Annotated in this window: 24 protein-coding genes; 1 reads left to right on the top strand and 23 read right to left on the bottom strand. The window is 70.8% G+C overall.

Annotated features, from left to right (window positions below; genetic code table 11):
- Positions 1-76: 76 nt before the first annotated feature.
- Entirely contained in the window at positions 77-727 is a 651-nt protein-coding gene (locus ACFVWU_RS08660) for a response regulator (RefSeq protein ID WP_387617174.1), read from the bottom strand.
- Complete coding sequence (locus ACFVWU_RS08665; protein ID WP_387617176.1) at positions 724-1,935, bottom strand: sensor histidine kinase; 1,212 nt, start codon at positions 1,933-1,935, stop codon at positions 724-726. The genes ACFVWU_RS08660 and ACFVWU_RS08665 overlap by 4 nt, the downstream gene beginning before the upstream one ends.
- A gap of 148 nt (positions 1,936-2,083) precedes the next feature.
- Between ACFVWU_RS08665 and ACFVWU_RS08670 the strand changes: the two genes are divergently transcribed.
- A complete protein-coding gene (locus ACFVWU_RS08670) occupies positions 2,084-2,677 on the top strand; it encodes a hypothetical protein (protein ID WP_387617178.1) in 594 nt (197 codons plus the stop codon).
- On the opposite strand, the gene ACFVWU_RS08675 is transcribed toward ACFVWU_RS08670, so the two are convergent.
- The 21 genes from ACFVWU_RS08675 to thrB all read right to left on the bottom strand — a co-directional run bounded on the left by ACFVWU_RS08675 (position 2,674) and on the right by thrB (position 23,900).
- Entirely contained in the window at positions 2,674-3,246 is a 573-nt protein-coding gene (locus ACFVWU_RS08675) for a cob(I)yrinic acid a,c-diamide adenosyltransferase (RefSeq protein WP_387617180.1), read from the bottom strand. The two genes, ACFVWU_RS08670 and ACFVWU_RS08675, sit on opposite strands and share 4 nt — an antisense overlap.
- A 22-nt stretch (positions 3,247-3,268) precedes the next feature.
- Positions 3,269-3,769 (bottom strand): DUF2550 domain-containing protein, encoded by a 501-nt coding sequence (locus ACFVWU_RS08680; RefSeq protein ID WP_030057523.1) that lies wholly within the window; start codon positions 3,767-3,769, stop codon positions 3,269-3,271.
- A 148-nt stretch (positions 3,770-3,917) separates the two neighbouring features.
- Positions 3,918-4,301, bottom strand: coding sequence for a F0F1 ATP synthase subunit epsilon (locus ACFVWU_RS08685; protein ID WP_030057524.1), 384 nt, complete (start codon positions 4,299-4,301; stop codon positions 3,918-3,920).
- Between the two features lie 184 nt (positions 4,302-4,485).
- On the bottom strand, positions 4,486-5,931 hold the full coding sequence (atpD, locus tag ACFVWU_RS08690; RefSeq protein ID WP_387617183.1) for a F0F1 ATP synthase subunit beta: 1,446 nt from the start codon (positions 5,929-5,931) through the stop codon (positions 4,486-4,488).
- 2 nt (positions 5,932-5,933) lie between these two features.
- Positions 5,934-6,848, bottom strand: a complete 915-nt coding sequence (locus tag ACFVWU_RS08695) for a F0F1 ATP synthase subunit gamma (RefSeq protein ID WP_387617185.1) — start codon at positions 6,846-6,848, stop codon at positions 5,934-5,936.
- Positions 6,849-6,880: 32 nt separating this feature from the next.
- On the bottom strand, positions 6,881-8,455 hold the full coding sequence (gene atpA / locus ACFVWU_RS08700) for a F0F1 ATP synthase subunit alpha (protein WP_387617187.1): 1,575 nt from the start codon (positions 8,453-8,455) through the stop codon (positions 6,881-6,883).
- Between the two features lie 156 nt (positions 8,456-8,611).
- The gene (locus ACFVWU_RS08705; RefSeq protein WP_387617189.1) at positions 8,612-9,427 is read right to left on the bottom strand and encodes a F0F1 ATP synthase subunit delta; all 816 of its coding nucleotides are present in this window, start codon (positions 9,425-9,427) and stop codon (positions 8,612-8,614) included.
- Complete coding sequence (locus ACFVWU_RS08710) at positions 9,424-9,981, bottom strand: F0F1 ATP synthase subunit B (RefSeq protein WP_387617191.1); 558 nt, start codon at positions 9,979-9,981, stop codon at positions 9,424-9,426. The genes ACFVWU_RS08705 and ACFVWU_RS08710 overlap by 4 nt, the downstream gene beginning before the upstream one ends.
- Before the next feature lie 40 nt (positions 9,982-10,021).
- A complete protein-coding gene (gene atpE, locus ACFVWU_RS08715) occupies positions 10,022-10,258 on the bottom strand; it encodes an ATP synthase F0 subunit C (protein WP_097236234.1) in 237 nt (78 codons plus the stop codon).
- Between the two features lie 91 nt (positions 10,259-10,349).
- A complete protein-coding gene (gene atpB, locus ACFVWU_RS08720) occupies positions 10,350-11,162 on the bottom strand; it encodes a F0F1 ATP synthase subunit A (RefSeq protein ID WP_387617193.1) in 813 nt (270 codons plus the stop codon).
- Between the two features lie 285 nt (positions 11,163-11,447).
- Positions 11,448-11,891, bottom strand: a complete 444-nt coding sequence (locus ACFVWU_RS08725) for a hypothetical protein (RefSeq protein WP_387617195.1) — start codon at positions 11,889-11,891, stop codon at positions 11,448-11,450.
- Between the two features lie 298 nt (positions 11,892-12,189).
- On the bottom strand, positions 12,190-13,470 hold the full coding sequence (locus ACFVWU_RS08730; RefSeq protein ID WP_387617197.1) for an MraY family glycosyltransferase: 1,281 nt from the start codon (positions 13,468-13,470) through the stop codon (positions 12,190-12,192).
- Positions 13,471-13,677: 207 nt separating this feature from the next.
- Positions 13,678-14,958, bottom strand: a complete 1,281-nt coding sequence (gene glyA, locus ACFVWU_RS08735; protein ID WP_387617199.1) for a serine hydroxymethyltransferase — start codon at positions 14,956-14,958, stop codon at positions 13,678-13,680.
- A 94-nt stretch (positions 14,959-15,052) separates the two neighbouring features.
- Positions 15,053-15,730, bottom strand: coding sequence for a protein-tyrosine-phosphatase (locus ACFVWU_RS08740; protein ID WP_387617201.1), 678 nt, complete (start codon positions 15,728-15,730; stop codon positions 15,053-15,055).
- Positions 15,727-16,374 (bottom strand): L-threonylcarbamoyladenylate synthase, encoded by a 648-nt coding sequence (locus ACFVWU_RS08745; protein WP_387617203.1) that lies wholly within the window; start codon positions 16,372-16,374, stop codon positions 15,727-15,729. The genes ACFVWU_RS08740 and ACFVWU_RS08745 overlap by 4 nt, the downstream gene beginning before the upstream one ends.
- Positions 16,375-16,472: 98 nt before the next feature.
- Positions 16,473-17,339: a peptide chain release factor N(5)-glutamine methyltransferase gene (prmC, locus tag ACFVWU_RS08750; protein WP_188302982.1), complete on the bottom strand. Its 867-nt coding sequence runs from the start codon at positions 17,337-17,339 to the stop codon at positions 16,473-16,475.
- Positions 17,340-17,402: 63 nt separating this feature from the next.
- Complete coding sequence (prfA, locus tag ACFVWU_RS08755; protein ID WP_387617206.1) at positions 17,403-18,479, bottom strand: peptide chain release factor 1; 1,077 nt, start codon at positions 18,477-18,479, stop codon at positions 17,403-17,405.
- A 142-nt stretch (positions 18,480-18,621) separates the two neighbouring features.
- Complete coding sequence (gene rpmE / locus ACFVWU_RS08760) at positions 18,622-18,843, bottom strand: 50S ribosomal protein L31 (protein ID WP_030235761.1); 222 nt, start codon at positions 18,841-18,843, stop codon at positions 18,622-18,624.
- Positions 18,844-18,991: 148 nt separating this feature from the next.
- Positions 18,992-20,128, bottom strand: a complete 1,137-nt coding sequence (locus tag ACFVWU_RS08765; RefSeq protein WP_387617208.1) for an LCP family protein — start codon at positions 20,126-20,128, stop codon at positions 18,992-18,994.
- 157 nt (positions 20,129-20,285) lie between these two features.
- Positions 20,286-22,382, bottom strand: coding sequence for a transcription termination factor Rho (rho, locus tag ACFVWU_RS08770; RefSeq protein ID WP_387617210.1), 2,097 nt, complete (start codon positions 22,380-22,382; stop codon positions 20,286-20,288).
- 579 nt (positions 22,383-22,961) lie between these two features.
- Complete coding sequence (gene thrB, locus ACFVWU_RS08775) at positions 22,962-23,900, bottom strand: homoserine kinase (RefSeq protein WP_387617212.1); 939 nt, start codon at positions 23,898-23,900, stop codon at positions 22,962-22,964.
- Between the last annotated feature and the right edge of the window lie 105 nt (positions 23,901-24,005).

The raw sequence follows: 24,005 nt of genomic DNA on the forward strand, positions 1-24,005 counted from the left end.
GTGATCTGCAACCGACCTGGTCAGTCGCTCAGGACGCCGGTCAGACGGCCCGGACGGCCCGGACGGTTCAGACGGTTCAGATGGTCAGACCGAGATCCTGGGCCAGGATCGCCGCCTGCACCCGGCTGCGCAGCCGCAGCTTCGCCAGGATCCGGCTGACGTGGGTCTTGGTGGTCGCCTCCGCCATCTCCAGCCGGCTCGCGATCTCCCCGTTGGACAGCCCCGACCCGATGCAGGCCAGCACCTCCCGTTCACGGGCGGTCAGTCCGGCCACCGCCGCCCTCGCCTCGGGCCCGACCTGCCGCTCCGGGCGGGCGAAGACGCCGATCAGCCGCCTGGTCACCGAGGGCGCCAGCATGCCGTCCCCGCGGGCCACCGTGCGGATGCCCTCGATCAGGGTGTCCGCCTCCAGGTCCTTGAGCAGGAACCCGGCCGCCCCGGCCCGCAGCGCGCCGTAGACGTACTCGTCCAGGTCGAAGGTGGTCAGCACCAGCACCTGGGCGGCCCCGGCGGCGACCACCTGCCGGGTCGCCGAGACGCCGTCCAGCCGGGGCATCTGCACGTCCATCAGCACCACGTCCGGCCGAAGCTCCAGCGCCAGCCGGACGGCCTCCTCGCCGTCGGCGGCCTGCCCGACCACCTCGAACCCGGGCTCGGCCCGCAGGATCATCACCAGCGCGGCCCGTACCGCCGCCTGGTCCTCGGCCACCAGTACCCGGATCGTCATGCCCGTCCCTCGCTCTCCCGGCCGCGCGGCAGCACCGCGCGCACGCTCCACCCACCGTCCCGCGGCCCGGCCTCGAAGCTGCCGCCGAGCAGCCCGGCCCGCTCCGCCATGCCCACCAGTCCCGCCCGGGCGCCGGGCAGTTCGCGGCCCGGCCCGCCCCGGTACGGGCTGTCGACGGCGATCCGCAGCTCCTCGGGCCCGAACTCCAGTCGCAGGGTGACCAGCCCGGGCCCGGCGTGCTTGAGCACGTTGGTCAGCGACTCCTGGACGATCCGGTACGCGGCCAGCCCGACCGGCACCGGGACCTCGCCGCGCTCGCCGTCCTCGGTCAGCTCGAACTCCAGCCCCACGTCCTGCCCGGCCGCCCGGGCCTTCGCCAGCAGGGCGTCCACCGCGGCCAGGTCGGGCGCCGCGTAGGACTCGTCGGCCTCTCCCCCGCCGCTGTCCCGGAGCAGTCCGATCATGCGACGCATTTCGGCCAATCCTTGGACGCTGTTCTCCCGGATCACGGCCAGCACCTCCACCAGCGGATCGTCCTCGGCCAGTCGTCGCCGCCTGGCCACCGACTGCGCGCCGGTGGCGTGGATCGCGATCGCCGACAGGTGGTTGGCCACCACGTCGTGCAACTCCCGTGCCATCCTCGCCCGTTCGGCACCGACCGCCTCGCGCCGGTCCATCTCCGAGAGCAGCGCGGTCTGTTCGGCCCGCAGCCGCTCGGTCTCGGCTTCCTTCCGGTGCTTGCGCACCACGTCGCCGGTCCAGACCGGGGCCAGGAACACCAACGCGGCGACCACCACCACCGCCAGCGCCGACGGGGCGTCCGCGACGATCAGCACCAGCGTGCTCAGCACCAGCACCGAGGCGGCGCCGGTCAGGTGCAGGGTCCGCGACATCCGCGGGCTGCCGTAGATCACCGCCGCGTACAGCAGGTCGGTGTACATGATCGTGGTGGCCAGCAACGCGCCGGAGAGGATGCTCGCCACGAAGACCAGCCCGCCGACGCTCACCGTCACGATCGGCCGGGTGCGCCGGAACAGTTCCAGCGCCGCCATCACCAGCATCGGCGGCAGGACGACCCATGGCGGCACGTCCGAGGAGTTGTCGTACACCCGGAAGGCGATCAGCACCGAGCCGCCGAGCACCCCACAGAGGGCGATCGCTCGGTCCAGCTGCCGCGGGGAGAGGGTCGGTCTGCGCACGGCACCCATCACATCATTCCGGCCGGGCGGCGGACTCCGGACCGGGGACGAGGCCCGCTACATCGAAAGATGCAGCCCCGGACGGCACCGCACGACGACGACACCGGCGCGCCCGCGCACGAGGCTGGAAGCACCGCCGACCGTCCAGGAGCAGAACGTGATCGTCACCCTCATCGTCGCCGCCGAGATCTCCTGGTGGATCGTGCTCGGCCTCGCCCTCTCCGTCCGCTACCTGCTGCGCCGGCGCCGCACCAGCACCGCGCTGCTGATCGGCCTGCCGGTGGTGGACCTCGCGCTGTACGCCCTCACCGTGCTGAACCTCCGGGGCGGCGCCGAGGCCGGCTGGACGCACGCCCTGGCCGCGAGCTACGCCGGCTTCTCGGTCGGCTACGGCCCCTCCCTGGTCGCCTGGGCCGACCGGCACTTCCTGCACCGCTTCGCCGGCGGCCCCAAGCCGCTGCCCTCGCCGAAGTACGGCCCGGAGCGGACCAGGTACGAGTGGCAGGTCGCGGGCCGCACCGTGGTCTCGGCCGCGATCACCCTGACCCTGATCACCCTGCTGGTGCCGCTCTCCGCGGGCGCCGCCCACTTCGGCACCTTCGCCCAGTGGTACTGGAAGCTCGGCATCGCGGCCGTCGTCAACGTGATCGTGGCCGGCTGCTTCTCGATCTGGCCCAAGGAGCCGCCGGCCGGCGTCACCGTGGTGGACGGCCGGGTGGTCGAGCGGCAGGCCCCGGAGAAGGTCTCCTAGCGGTTCTCCCCCGGCACCCAGAGCACGTCGCCGCACTCCTTGTTGGCCACCCGGGCCAGGATGAACAGCAGGTCGGAGAGCCGGTTGAGGTACTTCGCGGTCAGCGGGTTGACCGAGTCCCCGTACTCCGCGATCGCCGCCCAGGTGGAACGCTCGGCCCGCCGCACCACCGTGCAGGCCAGGTGCAGGAAGGCCGCGCCCGGCGTGCCGCCGGGCAGGATGAAGCTGCGCAGCTTCTCCACCTGGGCCAGGTAGTGGTCGCAGTCCCCCTCCAGCCGGTCGATGTAGGACTGCAGCACCCGCAGCGGCGGGTACTTCGGGTCCTCGACCACGGGGGTGGACAGGTCGGCGCCGACGTCGAACAGGTCGTTCTGGACCCGGGTGAGCACGGCCACCACGTCCTCGGCCAGCGAACCGGCCGCCACCGCCACCCCGATCGCCGCGTTCGCCTCGTTGGCGTCGGCGTACGCCATCAGCCGCGGGTCGGTCTTGGTGGTCCGGCTCATGTCGCCGAGCGCGGTGGTGCCGTCGTCCCCGGTACGGGTGTAGATGCGCGTCAGATTGACCATGCGGCCACCCTAGCCCGACGGGTTAGGCGACGTTAACCCTCTGGCCGGGCGGGGCGGCCTCCAGCCAGGCCAGGAAGCCGGTGAGCGCGTCCTCGCTCATCGCCAGCTCCAGCGGCGCCCCGTTGTGCAGGCAGCGCAGCACCACCGAGCCGGAGAGCAGCGCCAGCTCCTCCTGGCCCTCCGGGTAGCGCCGGCCGAGCACCTCGATCTCCCGGCGCGGCAGCACCTTGCGCGGGCGCGGGGCGTACGAGAAGACCCGGAACCATTCGATCGAATCGCCGCTGTACCGGCCGATACCAAAAACCCACCCCTTGCCGTCGGTCGGGGGGACCGGGGCTGAGGTGGGTTTGCCGTTCTCGTCGAGGTCGGGCTGCGTCGAGGCGTCGGCGGGCATTTTGAGCCGGTAGCTGCAGTCGAACGTGCCGCCGACCCGCTGGATCAGGCGGCGGCGCACGGCGAAGGCCATCAGGCCGATCACTCCCAGCGCCACGACCGCCGCACACACCACAAGCGCGAGGACCATGCTCACCTACCTCCTCGCTACCCGCGTTCCCCGTTACGGTCGTATGAAGCGACCGCGCTGACCTACCAACTACGACGACAGTCCCGGGGTCACGCTCGCGCGTCCCCGGGACCGTCGGTCGACCCCGCCAAGCCGGGGTCCGGCACACTCAGGCGTGGGCCTTGAGGCCGCGCGCCGCGAACAGACGGACCTCGGCGCGCCGCTCGGCGTGCTCGTCCAGGTCCGACTTGGCCTTCTCCAGTGCGCGCTCGGCACGCGCGACGTCGATCTCGTCCGCCAGCTCGGCGATCTCCGCGAGCAGAGACAGCTTGTTGTCGGCGAAGGAGATGAAGCCGCCGTGCACAGCGGCGATCACGGTCCCGCCGTCCACCGTGCGGATGGTGACCGGGCCGGTCTCCAGCACGCTCAGCACCGGGGTGTGGCCCGGCATGATGCCGGTGTCACCGGAGGCCGTACGGGCGACGACGATGGTGGCCGCACCGGACCACACCTTGCGGTCGGCTGCGACCAGCTCGACGTGCAGCTCAGCCAACGTGGGCTCCTAGGCTCATGCAACGCCCGATTACTCGGGAGTTTCGGTAAGAATAACGGCCCCGCGCCCCCGGCATGAAACCGGCGGCACGGATTTGACCGGAATCACAGCCGATGCGACGCGAGGGGTGGACCCCAGGCTCGGGGGCCACCCCTCACGGTCACTCAGCTGCTACCGGCCGCGATTACTTCTTCGCCAGCTCGGCGGCGTTCTTCTCGAGGTCCTCGATGCCACCGCACATGAAGAAGGCCTGCTCCGGGACGGAGTCGTACTTGCCGTCCGCGATCGAGTTGAAGGCCTCGATGGTCTCCGACAGCGGCACGGTCGAGCCCTCGACACCGGTGAACTGCTTCGCCACGTAGGTGTTCTGCGAGAGGAAGCGCTCGATGCGACGCGCACGGTGCACCGTGATCTTGTCCTCTTCGGACAGCTCGTCGATGCCGAGGATCGCGATGATGTCCTGGAGGTCCTTGTACTTCTGCAGGATCCCCTTGATACGGACGGCCGTCTCGTAGTGGTTCTGCGCGATGTACCGCGGGTCGAGGATGCGGGACGTGGAGTCCAGCGGGTCGACGGCCGGGTAGATGCCCTTCTCCGAGATCGGGCGCGACAGAACGGTGGTCGCGTCCAGGTGGGCGAAGGTGGTGGCCGGGGCCGGGTCGGTCAGGTCGTCCGCGGGGACGTAGATCGCCTGCATCGAGGTGATCGAGTGACCGCGGGTCGAGGTGATGCGCTCCTGCAGGAGGCCCATCTCGTCGGCCAGGTTCGGCTGGTAGCCCACCGCGGAGGGCATGCGGCCGAGCAGGGTCGACACCTCGGAACCGGCCTGGGTGAACCGGAAGATGTTGTCGATGAAGAGGAGCACGTCCTGCTTCTCGACGTCACGGAAGTACTCCGCCATGGTCAGCGCGGACAGCGCGACGCGCAGACGGGTGCCCGGCGGCTCGTCCATCTGGCCGAAGACCAGCGCGGTCTTGTCCAGAACGCCCGAGTCGACCATCTCGTCGATGAGGTCGTTGCCCTCACGGGTGCGCTCGCCGACACCGGCGAACACCGACACACCACCGAAGTTCTCGGCGACGCGGTAGATCATCTCCTGGATCAGAACGGTCTTGCCGACACCGGCACCACCGAACAGACCGATCTTGCCACCCTGGACGTACGGGGTGAGGAGGTCGATGACCTTGATGCCGGTCTCGAACATCTCGGTCTTGGACTCGAGGTCCTTGAACTCCGGGGCCTTGCGGTGGATCGGCCAGCGGACCTCGACCTGCTTGTCGAACTCCGCCTGGTCCACGTTCAGCACGTCGCCGAGGGCGTTGAAGACCTTGCCCTTGGTGATCTGGCCGACCGGCACGGAGATGGCCGCGCCGGTGTCGACGACCTGCGAACCACGGACCAGGCCGTCGGTCGGCTGCATCGAGATGCCGCGGACCATGCCGTCGCCGAGGTGCTGGGCGACCTCGAGGGTCAGGGTCTTCTTGCCGGTGCCGTCGGGGTTGTCCACCTCGACGTGCAGGGCGTTGTACATGTCCGGAATCGCGTCGACGGGGAACTCCACGTCGACGACCGGGCCGATGACCCGCGCGACGCGGCCCGTCGCCGTGGTCGGCTCAACAGTGGTGGTCATACTCATTCGCTCCCGCGGCTCGCGTCAGCGAGCGCGTTGGCGCCACCGACGATCTCGCTGATTTCCTGGGTGATCTCGGCCTGGCGGGCCGAGTTGGCAAGCCGCGTGAGCGACTTGATGAGCTCGCCGGCGTTGTCCGTCGCGCTCTTCATCGCGCGGCGGCGGGCGGCGTGCTCGGAAGCGGCCGACTGCAGCAGCGCGTTGTAGATCCGGCTCTCGACGTACCGCGGCAGCAGCGCGTCCAGGACGCCCTCCGCCGACGGCTCGAAGTCGTACAGCGGGAAGATCTCCGACTTGGCCGACGACTGGTCGCTGAGCTGGACCTCGTCCAGCTTCAGCGGCAGCAGCCGTGCCTCGACCGCGTTCTGCGTCAGCATGGACACGAACTCGGTCGAGATCAGGTGGAGCTCGTCCACACCGCCGGTCTCGGCCGTGAAGGCCTCGATCAGCTCGGCCGCCACCATCTTCGCGTCACCGTAGGTCGGCTTGTCCGAGAAACCCGTCCACGAGTTCCCCACCGTCAGGTTGCGGAAGGTGTAGTACGAGACACCCTTCCGGCCGACGATGTAGGTCACCACGTCCTTGCCCTCGGCGCGCAGGCGCTCGGCGAGCGACAGCGCGGCCTTGATGGCGTTGGTCGAGTAACCGCCGGCCAGACCGCGGTCCGCCGTCACCAGCAGGATCGCGGCGCGGGTGGCGTTCGGGTTCTCGGTGGTGAGCGGGTGCTTGGCGTTGGACCGGGTGGCCACCGCCGTCACCGCCCGGGTGAGCTCATCGGCGTACGGAGTGGAGGCGGCCACCGCGCGCTGCGCCTTGACGATGCGCGCCGCGGAGATCATCTCCATCGCCTTGGTGATCTTCTTCGTCGCGGTGACAGAGCGGATCCGGCGCTTGTAGACCCGAAGCTGTGCTCCCATGGGTCGTTACGTCCTTTCCCTCGCTACCGGACTCAGGCCTGCTCGGAGAGCAGCTTGCCGTCGGCGGTCTGGTAACCCTGCTTGAAGGCGTCGATCGCGCTGGTCAGCGCGTCGATGGTGCCGTCCTCCAGCTTGCTGGTCTCGACGATGCCGGCCAGCAGGTCCTTGTGCTGCAGGCGCAGGTGGTCGAGGAACTCGCGCTCGAAGCGGCGGATCTCGGCGACCGGGACGTCGTCCAGCTTGCCGGTGGTGCCGGCCCAGATGGAGACGACCTGCTCCTCGACCGGGAACGGCTGGTACTGACCCTGCTTCAGCAGCTCGACCATGCGCGCACCGCGCTCCAGCTGGGCCTTGGAGGCCGCGTCCAGGTCGGAACCGAAGGCGGCGAAGGCCTCCAGCTCGCGGTACTGGGCGAGGTCCAGACGCAGGCGGCCGGCGACCGACTTCATGGCCTTGATCTGGGCCGAGCCACCGACACGGGAAACCGAGATACCGACGTTCACGGCCGGGCGGATGCCGGCGTTGAACAGGTCGGACTCCAGGAAGCACTGGCCGTCGGTGATGGAGATGACGTTGGTCGGGATGTACGCCGAGACGTCGTTGGCCTTGGTCTCGATGATCGGCAGACCGGTCATCGAGCCGCCGCCCAGGGCGTCGTTCAGCTTGGCGCAGCGCTCCAGCAGGCGGGAGTGCAGGTAGAAGACGTCACCCGGGTAGGCCTCGCGGCCCGGCGGGCGGCGCAGCAGCAGGGAGACGGAGCGGTAGGCCTCGGCCTGCTTCGACAGGTCGTCGAAGACGATCAGGACGTGCTTGCCGTCGTACATCCACTCCTGGCCGATGGCCGAACCGGTGTACGGGGCGAGGTACTTGAAGCCGGCCGGGTCGGAGGCGGGAGCGGCCACGATGGTGGTGTACTCCAGCGCGCCGGCCTCCTCCAGGGCGCCGCGGACGGACGCGATGGTGGAGCCCTTCTGGCCCACGGCGACGTAGATGCAGCGGACCTGCTTCTCCGGGTCGCCCGAGCGCCAGTTGTCGCGCTGGTTGATGATCGTGTCGACGGCCACCGCGGTCTTGCCGGTCTGGCGGTCACCGATGATCAGCTGGCGCTGGCCGCGGCCGATCGGGGTCATCGCGTCGATGGCCTTGATGCCGGTCTGCAGCGGCTGCTTGACCGACTTGCGGGCCATGACGCCGGGGGCCTGCAGCTCCAGGGCGCGGCGGCCGCTGGCCGCGATCTCGCCCAGGCCGTCGATCGGGTTGCCCAGCGGGTCCACGACGCGGCCGAGGTAGCCGTCGCCGACGGGGACCGAGAGGACCTCGCCCGTGCGGCGCACGGTCTGGCCCTCTTCGATGCCGCCGAACTCACCCAGGACGACGACACCGATCTCGCGGGTGTCGAGGTTCAGCGCGAGGCCGAGCGTGCCGTCCTCGAACTTCAGCAGCTCGTTCGCCATGACCGAGGGCAGGCCCTCGACATGCGCGATGCCGTCCGCCGCGTCAGTGACCGTGCCGACCTCTTCCACAGAGGCGGCGTCCGGCTGGTACGACTGGACAAAGTCGGCCAGCGCGTCCCGGATCTCCTCCGGACGGATCGTAAGCTCCGCCATCAGGCTTCCCTGCTCTCCTAGTTTGCGATCCTCGGCCCGCCATTGAGGGCCGCAAGTACTCGACTCTCGGCCGGGTCGTATGAACCGGCCGTACGATTTGCCGGCTCCTTGGGGAACCGGTTTCCCGACCGAGGGTCGGATGTGCTGCTTGGGTGCTCAGCCTTCGAGCGACTGGCGAGCGCCTTCGAGGCGGCTCGACACGGTGCCGTCGATGATCTCGTCGCCGATCTGCACCCGGACACCGCCGACGACCTCGGGGTCGATGTCGATGTTCAGGTGGACCTGGCGGCCGTACATCCGGCCCAGAGCGCCGGACAGGCGCTCCTTCTGGCTGTCCGACAGCGGCACCGCACTGGTGACCAGGGCCACCACGCGGCCGCGGCGCGCGGCGGCGAGCTTCGAGTAGGACTCGAGGCCCTGCTCCAGGCTACGGCCACGCGGCGCGTTGACGACGGCGGTGACCAGCCGGACGGTGCCCGCGTTGGCGCGGCCGCCGAGCAGCTTCTTGATCAGCTCGGCCTTCGCGACGACGCCGGCCTTCGGCTCGGTGAGCGCGGCGCGCAGCTCGTGCGAGCCGCTCACCACCCGGCCGAAGCGGAACAGCTCGTCCTCGACGTCGTCCAGGACACCGGCCTTGTCCGCGGCGATGACCTCGGCGTACGCGGCCAGCTCCTCGGTCGCGTCCACCAGGTCACGCGAACCCGACCAGCGGGAGCGGACCAGGCCGGAGACCAGGTCCACGGCCTCGCCGGAGACCTGACCGGTCAGCAGCGAGGTGACCAGCTGGGCCTTGTCCTGACCCGACCGGGACGGGTCGGTCAGGACGCGGCGCAGCGACACCTCACGGTCCAGTACGGCCGTGACGGCGGTGAGCTCCTCGGCGAGCTTGGCCGCGTCCACCGAGGTGGAGTCGGTCAGGCTCTCCAGGTTCTGCCGGCCGGCGGCGAGGGCCTCGCGGCTGGCGCCGATCACTTGGCCGCACCCTGAGCAACGGCGGCCTTGGCCTCCAGCTCGTCCAGGAAGCGGTCGATCACGCCGCTCTGCCGGGCGGAGTCCTCGAGGGACTCACCCACGATGCGGGAAGCCAGCTGGGTGGCCAGCGAGCCCACGTCCTGGCGCAGGGCGGCAGTCGCCTGCTTCTTGTCGGCCTCGATCTGCGCATGGCCGGCGGCGACGATGGCCTCGCGCTGGCGCTGGCCCTCCTCGCGCATCTCGGCGAGCTGGGCGGCGCCCTGCTCGCGAGCCTGCTCGACGATGCGGGCAGCCTCGTGGCGCGCCTCGGCGAGCTCGGCGCGGTACTGCTCAAGCAGGGCCTGGGCCTCGGCCTGAGCGGCCTCGGCGCGTTCCATGCCGCCTTCGATGGCGTCCCGGCGCTCCGACAGCACCTTCTCGATGCTGGGAAGGAGCTTCTTGCCGAGCAGACCGAAGACGATGAAGAAGCAGAGCAGGCCGATGACGATCTCGGGCGTGTTGGGGAGAAGAGGGTTCATCTTCTCCTCAGCCGCGAGGGCGACCACGGGGTTCATATCTGAACCTTTCGTCTCAGGGGACTACCGGCGTAACGAATTACTTGCCGGTGCCGAACACGAACGGCATGACGATGCCGATGAGCGCGAGCGCCTCGGTCAGCGCGAAGCCGATGAACATGTTCGAGCGGATCAGACCGGCAGCCTCGGGCTGACGGGCCATGGCCTGGACGCCGTTGCCGAAGATCAGACCAACGCCGATGCCGGGGCCGATGGCGGCAAGGCCGTAGCCGACGGAAGCGATGGAGCCGACGACGCCCTCAGCGATCATGGTCATTGCAGTTGTCCTTTGCAGGGGTGGTGATCCGGTGGTGATTGGCCACCGGGCGATCCGGGAGGTGGTTCGTGAGAGGCCAGGGCCTCGGGGCTCAGTGCGCCTCTTCCAGGGCACCGGCGATGTAGCTGCTGGCCAGCATCACGAAGATGTAGGCCTGCAGGAACTGGACCAGCAGCTCGAAGGCGGTCAGACCGATGGCGACCACGAACGAGGCCGAGCCGTACAGCGCACCCAGGGTCGGGCTGAGCAGGTACCAGGAAGCGATGGAGAACATCACGATCAGCAGGTGGCCGGCGAACATGTTCGCGAAGGCTCGGACCGCGAGCGTGAAGGGGCGCACGAAGATGTTCGAGAAGAACTCGATCGGGACCAGGATGAACATGACCCAGCCGGGGATGCCCGACGGCCAGCAGAGGTTCTTCAGACCGCCGACGAAGCCGTGCTTCTTGAAGGTCAGCGTCATGTAGGTGATCCACACGACGGCCGCGAGGCCGGCCGGGAACGCGATCGACGCCGTCACGGGGAACTGCGCGAACGGGATGATCGACATGATGTTCATCAACCAGACGAAGAAGAACATCGAGACCAGCATCGGGACGTACTTCTCGCCCTTCTTGCCGATCGTCTCCAGCACGATGGACCGCTTGACGAAGTCGTAGCCGATCTCACCGACCAGCTGCAGCTTGCCCGGCACCAGGCGCGGCTTGGCGAAGGCCGCCCAGAAGAACACCACGACCAGCAGCGCGACGATGATCGACAGCAGCATCGGCTTGTTGAAGTCGATGCCACCGATCGAAAAGATCGGCTTGAACTGGAACTCGTTCAGGCCCGGGGCCGGGAAGCCGCAGCCAGCGTCCCCGAAGTGGCAACTGCCTGAGGCGAGGGGCGTGAGTTCAGCACTCACCACGGACTCCTTCGTCGTGACGCATGGTTACGGCAACCTCGGTGTGTCGGCGTGGCCTGCGACCACGGAGCGGCACTGGAACTTGATGGGTTTCTCGCCGACCCCGCGCGACGGCGCGCTGCGCGACTGCGGGATCATCGAAGACTGCGCGGGTCCGGGGGGCGATCGGTCCACTGTCCGGACAGACCAGGCCTCTTCCCGTACTCCGTTGTTGCGACGGACGATAGCAGGCCGTCAGTGCGGCATAAACACCGCCCCCCTCGTTGGGGGGACAGTTGGGCCTCGTCACTGTTGACGCCCCGAGTCGGAGGGCTTGTCGCCCTTCTTTTCGGAGGCGTCGGTGTCGACGTAGAAGGTCTTGGCCTTGAGAGCGCCACGCACCTGGAAGCCCGTCCAGATCAGGGCGCAGCCCAGCAGGGTGAAGGCGAAAGCCTGCCGGTTGAACAGTTCGGTGTTCTTGAAGATCGCGAGCACGATGCCGACCAGCAGGATCTGCGTGGTGTACACCAGCAGCCCTGCGGCCATCAGGATGTGAGGGTTCGACCTGGTCAGCCGGTCGAGCGCGACCTGGCCGGAGCTGAAGAAGGCCATCACGAGCAGCGCGCCGAAGAGGGCGCCGAGCAGCCCTTTCCCACCGGCGACAGCGAACGAGATCGCCATGGCGATGATCCCGGCGACCGCAGTGGGAATCGCGGCGCCTCGGAGGATCCGGGCGTCGGTGGACGGCATGTCGGCAGCTCCGGCGGCATGTCGATGTGACGGGGGGACGGGCACAGATGGTGGCGGGTGACACCGGACCGAGCGGGCCGCCGCCGGGCCGCCCGCGAAAGCGGCGGGCCCGTCGAGGGAGACCGACCAGGGACGGAAGTCCTCCACCTGTCAGGTCTTTCGGCGTGTTCTCGGTACTCGTGAACGGTATCACAAACTATTTGATGAGAGCTTTACCATGAACGTGTGGCTCCTGTCACACCGATGGCGCAACGAATCCACCGTATGGGTGAGGCTATTTGACGGAACGTCAACTCCCCTACTGACGACGGCCGGTGGCCTTGTCCTGGTCGGAGGACGCGGAGGAGCCCCGGCCGGCTTCACCCAGAAGCTGCTTGTCCTTCGCCGACAGTTCAGCCATCGGAGCAGAGGACTGCCGCCGGTACCGCGGCGGGACGAAGGACTGCACCGCCCGGGGGGCGCGCGGCCGGAACCGCGGCGTCAGCAGCACCACCAGGCCGACCAGGCAGAGCCCGGCGAGGGTCAGCACCACGGTGCGGCCGGTGTTGGTCACCGAGAACGCCACCGTGCCGAAGGCGATCAGCGCGGCCCAGAAGTACATGATCAGTACGGCGCGGCTGTGCGAGTGCCCGACCTGGAGCAGTCGGTGGTGCAGGTGGCGCTTGTCGGCGGCGAACGGGGACTGACCGGCCCAGGTGCGGCGCACCACCGCGAGCAGCAGGTCGGCCAGCGGCAGCGCGATGACCGTCAGCGGCAGCAGCAGCGGGATGTAGATCGGCACCAGCTCGTGCACGGTGGCGGTCTGCGAACCGGTCTCGTTGTTGATCAGGTCCGGGTCGACCCGGCCGGTGATCGAGATCGCGGCGACGGCCAGCATCAGACCCAGCATCATCGAGCCGGAGTCGCCCATGAAGATCCGCGCGGGGTGCATGTTGTGCGCCAGGAAACCCAGGCACATGCCGATCAGCAGCACGCTGAACAGCACGGCGGGGGCCGCGTCGGTGATCGCGTAGCCGTACCAGAGCCGGTAGCTGTACAGGAAGAACGCCATCGCGGCGATGCAGACCATGCCGCCCGCCAGGCCGTCCAGACCGTCGATGAAGTTCACCGCGTTGACCATGACGACGACCAGGGTGACCGAGATGACCATGCCCTGGGTCGGGCTCACCGCGACCGCGCCCACCCCGGGCACCGGAAGGGTGATCACCGTGACGCCCTGCCAGACCATCACACCGGCGGCGATCATCTGACCGCCGAGCTTCACCAGCGCGTCCACGCCCCACTTGTCGTCGAGCACGCCCAGCAGCCACATGATCCCGGCGCCGGACAGCAGCGCGCGGATGTCGCTGCCCTGGGAGAACACCTTGCTCAGGTTGTCCAGCTGCGAGGCGACCAGGATGCCCGCGCACAGCCCGCCGAACATGGCGATCCCGCCGAGGCGCGGGGTGGGCTCCCGGTGCACGTCACGGGCGCGGACCGGGGGCATCGCCCCGGCCGCGATGGCGAACTTCCGGACCGGGCCGGTCAGCAGGTAGGTGACGGCGGCGGTGCAGAACAGCACCAGCAGATACTCACGCACCACTGGCCTCCTGCATCACTGTCGAACGGGGAGGTACCGAAGGTACTCCCCTGACTTCCCGGGGTTCGAGGTGCGTCGCCACGGCACACACCTTATTGAGTCGGACGTCCATGACGTGCATCGCGGTTCGCCCTCTCGGGTAGGAGAACCGGATGCTCCCGGACGACACCTCGTGATCAGTTCGCCCGCCGTCGCCCGCGCCGGCCTTCAGCGGGGTTCCGCGAAGACCGCCGCCAGCTCCCGGACCCGCCGCGCGACCGGCGCGATCGCCTCCCCGGCGAGCAGCCGCGCGATCAGCCCGGCGATGTCGGACAGCTGCGCCTCGTCCATCCCCTGGCTGGTCACCGTGCCCGTGCCCAGCCTGATCCCGGAGGCCTCGGCGGCCGGCGCCGGGTCGTACGGCAGCGCGCACTTGCCGAGCAGCAGTCCGGCCGCCGCGCAGCGCCGCTCGGCCTCCGCGCCGGTCACCCCGAGCGGGCTCACGTCGACGGTCACCAGGTGGGTGTCGGTACCGCCCGTCAGGGGGCGCATTCCGGCCTCTGCGAGCCCCGCGGCCAGTGCCCGGGCCCCGGCCACCGCCCGCCGCGCGTAGGCCCGGTACGCGGGCGTCGCGGCCTCCGCGAGGGCCACCGCCTTGCCCGCCACCTCGTTCATCGCCGCACCGCCCTGACTGAACGGGAACACCGCCCGGTCCACCCGCTCGGCCAGCTCCGCGGTGGACAGCAACAGGCCCCCGCGCGGGCCGCGCAGCAGCTTGTGGGTGGCCGCCACCGTCACGTCGGCGTACGGCACCGGGGAGGGCGCCTCCCGGGCCGCGATGAGGCCGGTGGTCTGCGCGGCGGAGGCGATCAGGTAGGCGTCCACCTCGTCGGCGATCTCCCGGAAGGCCTCCCAGTCCGGGTGCCGGGGGTAGGAGATCGAGCCCGCCACGATGGCCTTGGGGCGGTGCAGCCGGGCCAGGTCGCGCACCTGGTCGAGGTCGATCAGGCCGTCGCTCTCGCGCACGCCGTAGCCGGTGAAGGCGAACCAGCGGCCGGAGAAGTTCGCCCGCGAGCCGCAGCTGAGGTGACCGCCGTGCTCCAGCGACATCGCCAGCACCCCGTCACCGGGCCGCAGCAGCGCCGCGTAGGCCGCCAGCATCGCCGAAGTCGCCGACCGGGGTTGGACGTTGGCGTGCGGGGCGGCGAACAGGTCACGGGCCCGGTCGATCGCCAGCAGCTCCGCGGCGTCCGCCAGCGCGCAGCCGGTGTGGTGCCGGCGGCCCGGATAGCCCTCGGCGTACTTGTCGATCAGCGGCCCGGTCAGCGCCGCCAGGACGGCGGGGCTGGTCAGGTTCTCCCCCGCCAGCAGCTGGATGGTCTCGGCCCGCCGCTCGGCCTCGGCGGCCAGCAGGTCGGCGATCTGCGGATCCGCCCGGTACAGCGCCTCGGACGCCCACGGGCGCCCCCTCGTCGCGGTCGAGCCGGTAGCGGCATCGGTGACGGTCATGGCAGGGCTCCCGGGCGCGGCATGGACGGTCTACTCAGCGTAGGACCGCCTGCGCCACCCGGCGCGGCGACGCGGGGCCGTTCGGAGCCAAGGCTCAGCGCGGCGCCGGAATGCCGGTGAGCGCGGTGACCACCGGGTCGACCGCGTGGAATATCTCCTCGCCGCAGTTGCGGAACATGCCGATCGGAGCCCCGTACGGGTCCTCCAGCTCGTCCGACTCCGGGGTGGCGGCCAGCAGCCAGCCACGCAGCGCGGCGGCCGCCCGGACCAGTGCGCGGGCCCGCTCGGTGACGTCGGCGCCGCGGCGGGGGTCGGGCAGGGTGCCCGGGTCGATCGTCCGCACCAGGCGGGTGAACTCCTTCAGCGTGAAGGTGCGCAGCCCCGCCTCGTGCCCCATCGAGATCACCTGGGCGCGGTGGTCCAGGGTCGCGGTGAGCACCAGGTCGGCCTCCACCACGTGCTCGTCGAGCAGCTCGCGGCCGGTGAAGCCGCCGCTGTCGGCGCCGTACTCGTCGAGCACGGTCGCGGCGTGGTCCTCCATCGGCGCGCCCACGTGGCCCCAGGTGCCGGCGCTCTCCACGAGCATGCGGCCCGCCACCCGGGGGCTGAGCCGGGTGTCCAGCTCACGCCGGGTGAGCCGCTCGGCGATCGGCGAGCGGCAGATGTTCCCGGTGCAGACGAACAGGATCCGGAAGTGGTCCAGCGGCCTGGGGCCCACGGCCAGGTACGGCGCTATGCCGGGCCCGTCATGGAGCGAGGCGGTGGGTGTCAACTTCCGGCCTCCAGGTCGGGGACGACCTCCCTCAGCTGCTCGATGCTGATCGCGCCGGCCCGCAGCAGGACCGGCACCTTGCCGGTGACGTCGACGATGGACGAGGCGGTGGCGTGCTCGGCCTGGCCGCCGTCCAGGTAGACCGAGATCGCGTCGCCGAGCTGGGCCTGCGCCTCGTCACAGGTCGACGGGGACGGCCCGCCGGTCTTGTTGGCGCTGGAGACGGCCAGCGGGCCGGTGCTGTTCAGCAGCTCGATGGCGACCGGGTGCAGCGGCATCCGGACCGCGACGGTGCCGCGGGTCTCGCCGAGGTCCCAGCGCAGCGAGGGCTGGTGCCGGGCGACCAGGGTGAGCCCGCCGGGCCAGAAGGCGTCGACCAGCTCCCAGGCCTGCTCGGAGAAGTCGGTGACCAGGCCGTGCAGGGTGGTCGGCGAGCCGACCAGGACGGGCGAGGGCATGTTGCGGCCGCGGCCCTTGGCGGCCAGCAGCTCGCCGACGGCCTCCGGGGAGAAGGCGTCCGCACCGACCCCGTACAGGGTGTCGGTGGGCAGCACGACGAGTTCGCCGCGGCGGATGGCCGAGGCGGCCTCGCGCAGGCCGGTGGCGCGGTCCCCGGCGTCGGCACAGTCGTAGCGGCGGCTCATCGGTGCGGTCCCCTTCCGGAATTGCTCATCACGGCGTTCACAGCGCGGCTTTACGAGCGGTCGTACTGCGTTCGATGTTCACGACCCGACCCCTCGGTTCACGACCCGACCCTTCGGGCGGTCGTGAAGCGCGGCCGGTTGTTCAGGTCGCGGTGGTCGGCGGTGTCCGTCCAGCCGCGTTCCTCGTTGAAGATCCACGGCACCTGGCCGCCCTGCTGGTCGGCGTGCTCGATCACCACCGCGCCGCCCGGGCGCAGCAGCCGGGCGGCCACCCGCTCGATGCCGCGGATGGTGTCCAGGCCGTCCTCGCCCGAGAACAGCGACATCTGCGGGTCGTGGTCGCGGGCCTCCGGCGCGACGTACTCCCACTCGGTGAGCGGGATGTACGGCGGGTTGGAGATGACCAGGTCGAAGCGGCCGTCCCAGGAGCGGTCGTCCTCGAAGGCCTTGGTGGCGTCCCCGGCGTGCAGGGTGACCCGCGCGCGGTCCGGGCTGGCCTCGATGTTGCGCCGGGTGTACTCCAGCGCGCCCTCGTCGAGTTCGAAGGCGTGCACGGTCGAGCGCGGCAGCTCCTGGGCCAGGGCGAGCGCGATGGCGCCGGAGCCGGAGCACAGGTCGACCACCAGCGGCTCGGCGACGTCCATGTCGCGCACCGCGTCTATCGCCCACTCGACGACCGTCTCGGTCTCCGGCCGGGGCACGAACACCCCGGGGCCGACCTCCAGTTCGAGGTAGCGGAAGAACGCCCGCCCGGTGATGTGCTGGAGCGGCTCGCGCGCCTCGCGGCGCGAGACCGCCTCCCAGTAGCGGGCGTCGAAGTCGGCGTCCTTCACCGTGTGCAGCTGGCTGCGCTTGACGTTGTGGACGTAGGCGGCGAGTTCCTCCGCGTCGAAGCGCGGCGACGGCACGCCGGCCGCGGCCAACCGCTGGGTGGCCTGGGCCACCTCGGCGAGCAGCAGGTTCATCCGTACGACCTCTTGTTTCTGCGCTCCGGCTTCAGGCTTGCGTCGGGCTGGGGCGCGCCGGTCTCAGTTCTCTTGGGCCGCGGCGAGCTTGGCCGCCGCGTCCTTGTCGACGCAGGACTGGATCACCGCGTTCAGGTCGCCGTCCAGGACCTGGTCCAGGTTGTACGCCTTGAACCCCGTGCGGTGGTCCGAGATGCGGTTCTCGGGGTAGTTGTACGTCCGGATCCGCTCGGAGCGGTCCACCGTACGGACCTGGCTGCGACGCGCGTCCGAGGCCTCGCGCTCGGCCTCCTCCTGCGCGGCGGCCAGCAGCCGCGAACGCAGGATGCGCATCGCCTGCTCCTTGTTCTGCAGCTGGCTCTTCTCGTTCTGGCAGGACGCCACGATACCGGTCGGCAGGTGGGTGATCCGGACCGCGGAGTCGGTGGTGTTGACCGACTGGCCGCCGGGGCCGGAGGAGCGGTAGACGTCGATGCGCAGGTCGTTGGCGAGGATCTCGACCTCGACCTCCTCCGCCTCGGGGGTGACCAGCACGCCCGCAGCGGAGGTGTGGATGCGGCCCTGGGACTCGGTGGCGGGGACGCGCTGCACGCGGTGCACGCCGCCCTCGTACTTCAGGCGGGCCCAGACGCCCTGGCCGGGCTCGGTGTTGCCCTTGGTCTTGACGGCCACCGAGACGTCCTTGTAACCGCCGAGGTCGGACTCGTTGGAGTCGATGACCTCGGTCTTCCAGCCGATCCGCTCCGCGAAGCGCAGGTACATCCGGAGCAGGTCGCCGGCGAACAGCGCGGACTCCTCGCCGCCCTCGCCCGCCTTGATCTCCAGGATGACGTCCTTGTCGTCGCTCGGGTCGCGCGGCACCAGCAGCAGCCGCAGCTCCTCGGTCAGTTCGTCGCGACGCTGCTCGGAGTCCTTCACCTCGGAGATGAACTCCGGCTCTTCGGCCGCGAGTTCGCGCGCGGCCTCGATGTCCTCGCCGGCCTGCCGCCACTCCCGGTAGACCCGGGTGATCGGGGTCAGCTCGGCATACCGCTTGGCCAGCTTGCGAGCGTTCGCCTGGTCGGAGTGGACGGACGGATCGGCCAGCCTCTTTTCGAGGTCGGCGTGCTCGACGAGGAGCTCTTCGACTGCCTCGAACATGGGGTGGCCTTCTTCCCGGGGCTAGAACGTGCGAGGTGGTGGACGCGAGGGGTGCGGAACGCGCGGGGGGACGCGAACGGCGCCGGTCCCCAACGCCCCCGGAACGAGTACGGGGGCGCCGGGAACCGGCGCCGAGGGAGCGCTAGGCCTTCGCGCTGTGCTGCTTGCCGAAGCGGGCCTCGAAGCGGGCCACGCGGCCACCGGTGTCGAGGATCTTCTGCTTGCCGGTGTAGAACGGGTGGCACTGCGAGCAGACCTCGGCGCGGATCTCGCCGCTGGTCTCGGTCGAGCGGGTGGTGAACTCGGCGCCGCAGGTGCAGGTCACGCGAGTGACCACGTACTCCGGGTGAACGTTGGACTTCAAGGGGTTCTCCTAGGTTTCGGGAGGGCACCGGGTCGGCGGCTGAGTGCCGCTCGTGAACCGGGACCGACGGACCAGTCTGCCAGGACCGGCCGCACCTTCCAAAACCGGGGCTTGTTCCGGGATATTCCGGGCGGCCGCCCGGGCACCGTCAGCGTCGCGCCGTGGCCGTCGCGGCGGGTTTCGGAACGGGCTTCGGGACGGCCTTCGGGACGGCCGTCGGGGAGGCCGTGGGGGCCGCCTGGGCGGGGTTCTGCGGCTGGGCCGAGACAACCCCCTGCGGGACGGGCCGGTCGGCCTTGAGCGCCGCCCAGAGCTGCTGGGACTGCGGCTGCTGCGGGACCACCCGGTTGGGGTCGCCGGGGGCGCTCTCCACCGGCAGGGTGACCATGGTGAGCTGGTCCGGGCCGATCCCCTTGAGCTCCTGGACCAGCCCCACCAGGGAGGTCACCGAGCCCAGCGCGGAGTCGGTGGTGACGCTCTTGGTCATGGTGTCGCCGATCGACCACAGCTTGACCGGATCGGAGTACAGCCCGATCCCGCCGGCCTGCTGGAGCAGCGACTTGACCATCTGCTTCTGCAGTTCGATCCGGCCGAGGTCACTGCCGTCGCCGACGCCGTGCCGGGTGCGGACGAAGGCCAGCGCCTGCTGCCCGTCGAGGTGGTGCTCGCCGGCCGGCAGGTCGAGCCCGCTGCCCCTGTCGTGGATGGCCACCGTGGTGGTCACGGTGGCCCCGCCTATCGCGTCCACGACCCGGGCGAAGCCGGCGAAGTCGACCTGCAGGTAGTGGTCCATCCGCAGCCCGGTCAGCTGCTCGGTGGTCTTCACCGCGCAGGCCGCGCCGCCGGCCTCGAAGGCGCTGTTGTACATCGCCCGCCTGGCGGCCGGGACGGCCTTGCCGTTCGCGTCGGTGCAGTCCGGGCGGTCGACCAGGGTGTCGCGCGGGATGGAGACGACGGAGGCCCGCGCGTGGTCCTGGCCGACGTGCACCACCATCGCGGTGTCGGAGCGGGCGGTGTCGCCGGTGCCCCCGCCGGCCAGGGCGCCGTTCTCGCCGGCCCGGGAGTCGGAGCCCAGCACCAGGATGTTGAAGGAGCCGTCGGTGGCCGCCGGGGGGCGGGCGCCACCGAGGCGGCCGTTGATGTCGACGCTCTTGATGTTGCCGTCGAGCTTCAGGTACGCGTACCCGGCCGCCCCGCCACCGAGGACGACGAGCGCGGCGAACGCGCAGGCGGCCACCCGCAGGACCTTGCGGCGGCGACTCGGGACCCTCTTGTGCTCGGCCATACGGACCAGAGTAAAACGGACAAGATGATCGAATAGCCCCAAGTTGTCCCAACCCTGGAACAAAGCCCCCGACCTGCCGGTCGGCGCGCCGAAGCACGGAACCCCGGACCGCTCGCGCGATCCGGGGTTCCGTGCTTCGACAGCCGTGCGGCTACGGTCAGTCGCCGGAGCCGGGGGTGGTCTTGGCGATCTGCATCAGGAACTCGGCGTTGCTCTTGGTCTGCTTCATCTTGTCCAGGAGCAGCTCGATCGCCTGCTGCGAGTCGAGCGCGTGCAGCACCCGGCGCAGCTTCCAGACGATGGCCAACTCCTCGCTGCCGAGCAGGATCTCCTCCTTGCGGGTGCTGGAGGCGTCCACGTCGACGGCCGGGAAGATGCGCTTGTCCGAGAGCTTGCGGTCGAGCTTGAGCTCCATGTTGCCGGTGCCCTTGAACTCCTCGAAGATCACCTCGTCCATGCGCGAGCCGGTCTCGACCAGCGCGGTGGCCAGGATGGTCAGCGAGCCGCCGTTCTCGATATTGCGCGCGGCACCGAAGAACTTCTTCGGCGGGTACAGCGCGGTCGAGTCGACACCACCGGACAGGATGCGGCCGGAGGCCGGCGCCGCCAGGTTGTAGGCGCGGCCCAGGCGGGTGATCGAGTCCAGCAGGATGACCACGTCGTGGCCCAGCTCCACCAGGCGCTTGGCGCGCTCGATGGCCAGCTCGGCGACGGTGGTGTGGTCCTCGGCCGGGCGGTCGAAGGTCGAGGAGATGACCTCGCCCTTCACCGACCGCTGCATGTCGGTGACCTCCTCCGGACGCTCGTCGACCAGGACGACCATCAGGTGGCACTCGGGGTTGTTGTGGGTGATCGCGTTGGCGACCGCCTGCAGCACCATGGTCTTGCCGGTCTTCGGCGGCGCGACGATCAGACCGCGCTGGCCCTTGCCGATCGGCGACACGAGGTCGATGATCCGGGTGGTCAGCACGCCCGGGTCGGTCTCCAGGCGCAGCCGCTCCTGCGGGTAGAGCGGGGTGAGCTTGTTGAACTCGGGGCGGCCGCGGCCGGTCTCCGGGTCCATGCCGTTGACGGAGTCCAGCCGCACCATGGCGTTGAACTTCTCGCGGCGCTCGCCCTCACGCGGCTGGCGCACCGCACCGGTGATGGCGTCACCCTTGCGCAGGCCGTTCTTGCGGACCTGGGCGAGCGAGACGTAGACGTCGTTCTGGCCCGGCAGGTAGCCGGAGGTGCGCACGAACGCGTAGTTGTCGAGGATGTCGAGGATGCCCGCGACCGGGATCAGGACGTCGTCCTCGCCGATCTGCGGCTCGACGGTGCCGGTCTCGAAGCCCTCGCGGCCGCGACGGCCACGGCGGTCGCGGTAGCGGCCCCGCCGGCCCCGACGGCCCTCGCCGAACTCGTCGTCGTCGTAGCCGCCCTGCTGGACCTGCGGCTGCTGCTGAACCTGCTGGCCGCCCTGCTGGCGGGCCTGCTGGCCGTCGGCCTGGCCCTGCTGCTGACCCTGCTGGGTCTGGCGGTCGGCGCGCTCGCGGCGGTTGCGGCGGTCGCGGCGCGACTCGCGCGCCTCGCCGTCCTGCCCTGCCTGGGCCTCGCCGGCGTCCTGACGCTCGGTGCGCTCGGTGCGCTCGCCGCCCTCGCGGCGGTCACGGCGCTCGCGGCGGTCGCGACGGGTCTCGCGACCGTCCTCGCGGCCCTCGAAGCCGCGGGTCTCGGCCGGACGCTCGGCCTGCTTGGGCTCGGCCACCGCGACGGTGGCGGAGTCGGCGGCGGCCTCGGCGGCGGCCGGCGCCGTCGGGGCACCGGCGGCGGAGGTGGCCCGGCGGCGGGTGCGCTCGGTACGGGCGGGCGCGGCGGTCTCGGCGGCGGCCTGGACCGGGATCTCGATCTGGGCCTGCGGCTCGGCGGCCGGCGCCTCGGCGGCGGCGGCGGCCTTGCTGCGACGGGCCGGCTTCGTGGCCGGGGCCTCGGCGTCCGCCTTGGCGGCGGTGCGCTTGGCGGCCGGGGCGCCACCGGCGGCGAGCAGCGGGTCCCCGCCGCTCTTCTCCTTGATGGTCTCGATCAGCTGGCTCTTGCGCATGCGTCCGGTACCGGTGATGCCCAGGTCCGCGGCGAGCTTCTGCAGCTCGGCGAGGACCATGCCGTCCAGGCCCGCGGCGGCACTGCGGCGGCGGCGTGCCGGGGCAGCGGGGGCGGCGGCGTCCGACGCCTCGGCGTCCGGGCGCGCGCCCATCAGATCGGTGGAGTCGCTCACTAAGGGTCCTTCCCTGGAGCGGACGTCGGCCTGTCTGGCTCGGCGACCGGTTGTGCTGTCCTGACCAACGCTCGACTGCGTCGGTCCGAGGCGGTGATCCCTCGAATGGCGGGAGCCCGTCGAGGGAGAGCTGCGAGGTGCGGTGCATGAAGCACGGTGGTGCTGAGGTGGCGCGTGGGCCGGTCGTGTGTCGACCTCCCCTGAGGGCGTTGCCCCCACGCTGCCTGCGAATCCCGGGCCCCCGTCGCGTGACGGTGACCCGCGCTCCGCCCGTCCTGGCCTCGAGGTTGGAGGCCGCGGGTGGGAGTCAGGTGCCGTCACGGCTTCGGGATGCGGCCGCATGTCGCGCAGGCAGGCTGCGTACGCGCTGCGGTGGGCTCCCGGAGAATCGTCGCCCCGGACATCGCCACGACTCCACGGCCGTGGAGTGCTGGGATCGGGACGCGGCGCACCGAGCCCCGGAGGGCACATGGTGCAGCAATGAGATTAACACTACCGACCCCCTCAGACATTCCCCGACCTCGGGCCTGCCAATCGTGTCCGGACGGCCCGGCTCGACGCCGGGCCCGACGTGGCTGCTCAGACGTCCAGCGGGAGCACGGTGGCCCCGGTCCGGTCGACGCCGAGCCGGTGTGCGGCGAACGCCGGGTTCCCGCCGTGGCCGTGGTGGCCGGCGAAGGAGAGCACCTTGTCGACGCCCGCCTCGTCGGTGAGCGCCAGCACGGTCGGGCCCGCCCCGGAGATGACCGCGGGGACGCCCTCCGCGCGCAGCGCGCCGACCAGCGCGGCGCTGTCCGGCATGGCGGTGGCGCGGTAGTCCTGGTGCAGCCGGTCCTCGGTGGCCGCGAACAGCAGCTCGGGCCGCCTGGTCAGCGCCTCCACCATGAGCGCGGAGCGGCCGGCGTTGACGGCGGCGTCGGCCAGCGGGACGGTCTTCGGCAGCAGGCCGCGGGCGGTCTCGGTGAGCACCTCGCCGGCCGGGACGAACACCACCGGGACGACCTGCTCCGAGGGCTCCATGGCGACCGCCTTGGCCGACTCCTCGTCGGTCCAGGCGATGGTGAAGTTGCCGCGCAGGCAGGCCGCGACGTTGTCCGGGTGGCCCTCCAGCTCGGAGGCGAGGGCCAGCAGCGCGTCGTCGTCCAGCGCGGACGGGCCGCCGATGGTGACGGCCCGGGCGGCCACGATGCCGGCGCAGATGGCGGCCGAGGAGGAGCCCAGGCCGCGGCCGTGCGGTATCCGGTTGGCGCAGACCACTTCGAGGCCGCGCGGCTGGCCGCCGAGCCGGTCGAAGGCGGCCCGCATCGAGCGGATCAGCAGGTGGCGCTCGTCCCGGGGCAGCGTCTCGGCACCCTCGCCGGCGATGTCGACGGTCAGGCCCGAGTCGGCGACCCGGACGACCACGTCGTCGTACAGGCCCAGCGCGAGTCCGAAGGCGTCGAAGCCCGGACCGAGGTTGGCGCTGGTCGCGGGAACCCGGACCCGGACGGCGGCGGCACGGAACGCAGGACCGGCCATGCGGTGGACTCTCCTGGGGAAATCGGGCGAGCGCGGAGCGCGTCGTCGGTGCAAGGGCGGGAGAAGGGCCGAGGGCCCCACGGGGCGGGCGGCCACAGTCGTCGG

The sequence above is a fragment of the Kitasatospora sp. NPDC058190 genome (genome assembly GCF_042883685.1).
Taxonomy (GTDB): Bacteria; Actinomycetota; Actinomycetes; order Streptomycetales; family Streptomycetaceae; genus Kitasatospora.

What these genes read in the sequence shown, in the direction of transcription:
- ACFVWU_RS08660 (WP_387617174.1), bottom strand. Translation starts at nt 727, where the DNA reads ATGACGATCCGGGTACTGGTGGCCGAGGACCAGGCGGCGGTACGGGCC.
- ACFVWU_RS08665 (WP_387617176.1), bottom strand. Translation starts at nt 1,935, where the DNA reads ATGGGTGCCGTGCGCAGACCGACCCTCTCCCCGCGGCAGCTGGACCGA.
- ACFVWU_RS08675 (WP_387617180.1), bottom strand. Translation starts at nt 3,246, where the DNA reads ATGGTCAATCTGACGCGCATCTACACCCGTACCGGGGACGACGGCACC.
- ACFVWU_RS08680 (WP_030057523.1), bottom strand. Translation starts at nt 3,769, where the DNA reads ATGGTCCTCGCGCTTGTGGTGTGTGCGGCGGTCGTGGCGCTGGGAGTG.
- atpD (WP_387617183.1), bottom strand. Translation starts at nt 5,931, where the DNA reads ATGACCACCACTGTTGAGCCGACCACGGCGACGGGCCGCGTCGCGCGG.
- ACFVWU_RS08695 (WP_387617185.1), bottom strand. Translation starts at nt 6,848, where the DNA reads ATGGGAGCACAGCTTCGGGTCTACAAGCGCCGGATCCGCTCTGTCACC.
- atpA (WP_387617187.1), bottom strand. Translation starts at nt 8,455, where the DNA reads ATGGCGGAGCTTACGATCCGTCCGGAGGAGATCCGGGACGCGCTGGCC.
- ACFVWU_RS08710 (WP_387617191.1), bottom strand. Translation starts at nt 9,981, where the DNA reads ATGAACCCCGTGGTCGCCCTCGCGGCTGAGGAGAAGATGAACCCTCTT.
- atpE (WP_097236234.1), bottom strand. Translation starts at nt 10,258, where the DNA reads ATGACCATGATCGCTGAGGGCGTCGTCGGCTCCATCGCTTCCGTCGGC.
- ACFVWU_RS08725 (WP_387617195.1), bottom strand. Translation starts at nt 11,891, where the DNA reads ATGCCGTCCACCGACGCCCGGATCCTCCGAGGCGCCGCGATTCCCACT.
- glyA (WP_387617199.1), bottom strand. Translation starts at nt 14,958, where the DNA reads ATGACCGTCACCGATGCCGCTACCGGCTCGACCGCGACGAGGGGGCGC.
- ACFVWU_RS08745 (WP_387617203.1), bottom strand. Translation starts at nt 16,374, where the DNA reads ATGAGCCGCCGCTACGACTGTGCCGACGCCGGGGACCGCGCCACCGGC.
- prmC (WP_188302982.1), bottom strand. Translation starts at nt 17,339, where the DNA reads ATGAACCTGCTGCTCGCCGAGGTGGCCCAGGCCACCCAGCGGTTGGCC.
- prfA (WP_387617206.1), bottom strand. Translation starts at nt 18,479, where the DNA reads ATGTTCGAGGCAGTCGAAGAGCTCCTCGTCGAGCACGCCGACCTCGAA.
- ACFVWU_RS08765 (WP_387617208.1), bottom strand. Translation starts at nt 20,128, where the DNA reads ATGGCCGAGCACAAGAGGGTCCCGAGTCGCCGCCGCAAGGTCCTGCGG.
- thrB (WP_387617212.1), bottom strand. Translation starts at nt 23,900, where the DNA reads ATGGCCGGTCCTGCGTTCCGTGCCGCCGCCGTCCGGGTCCGGGTTCCC.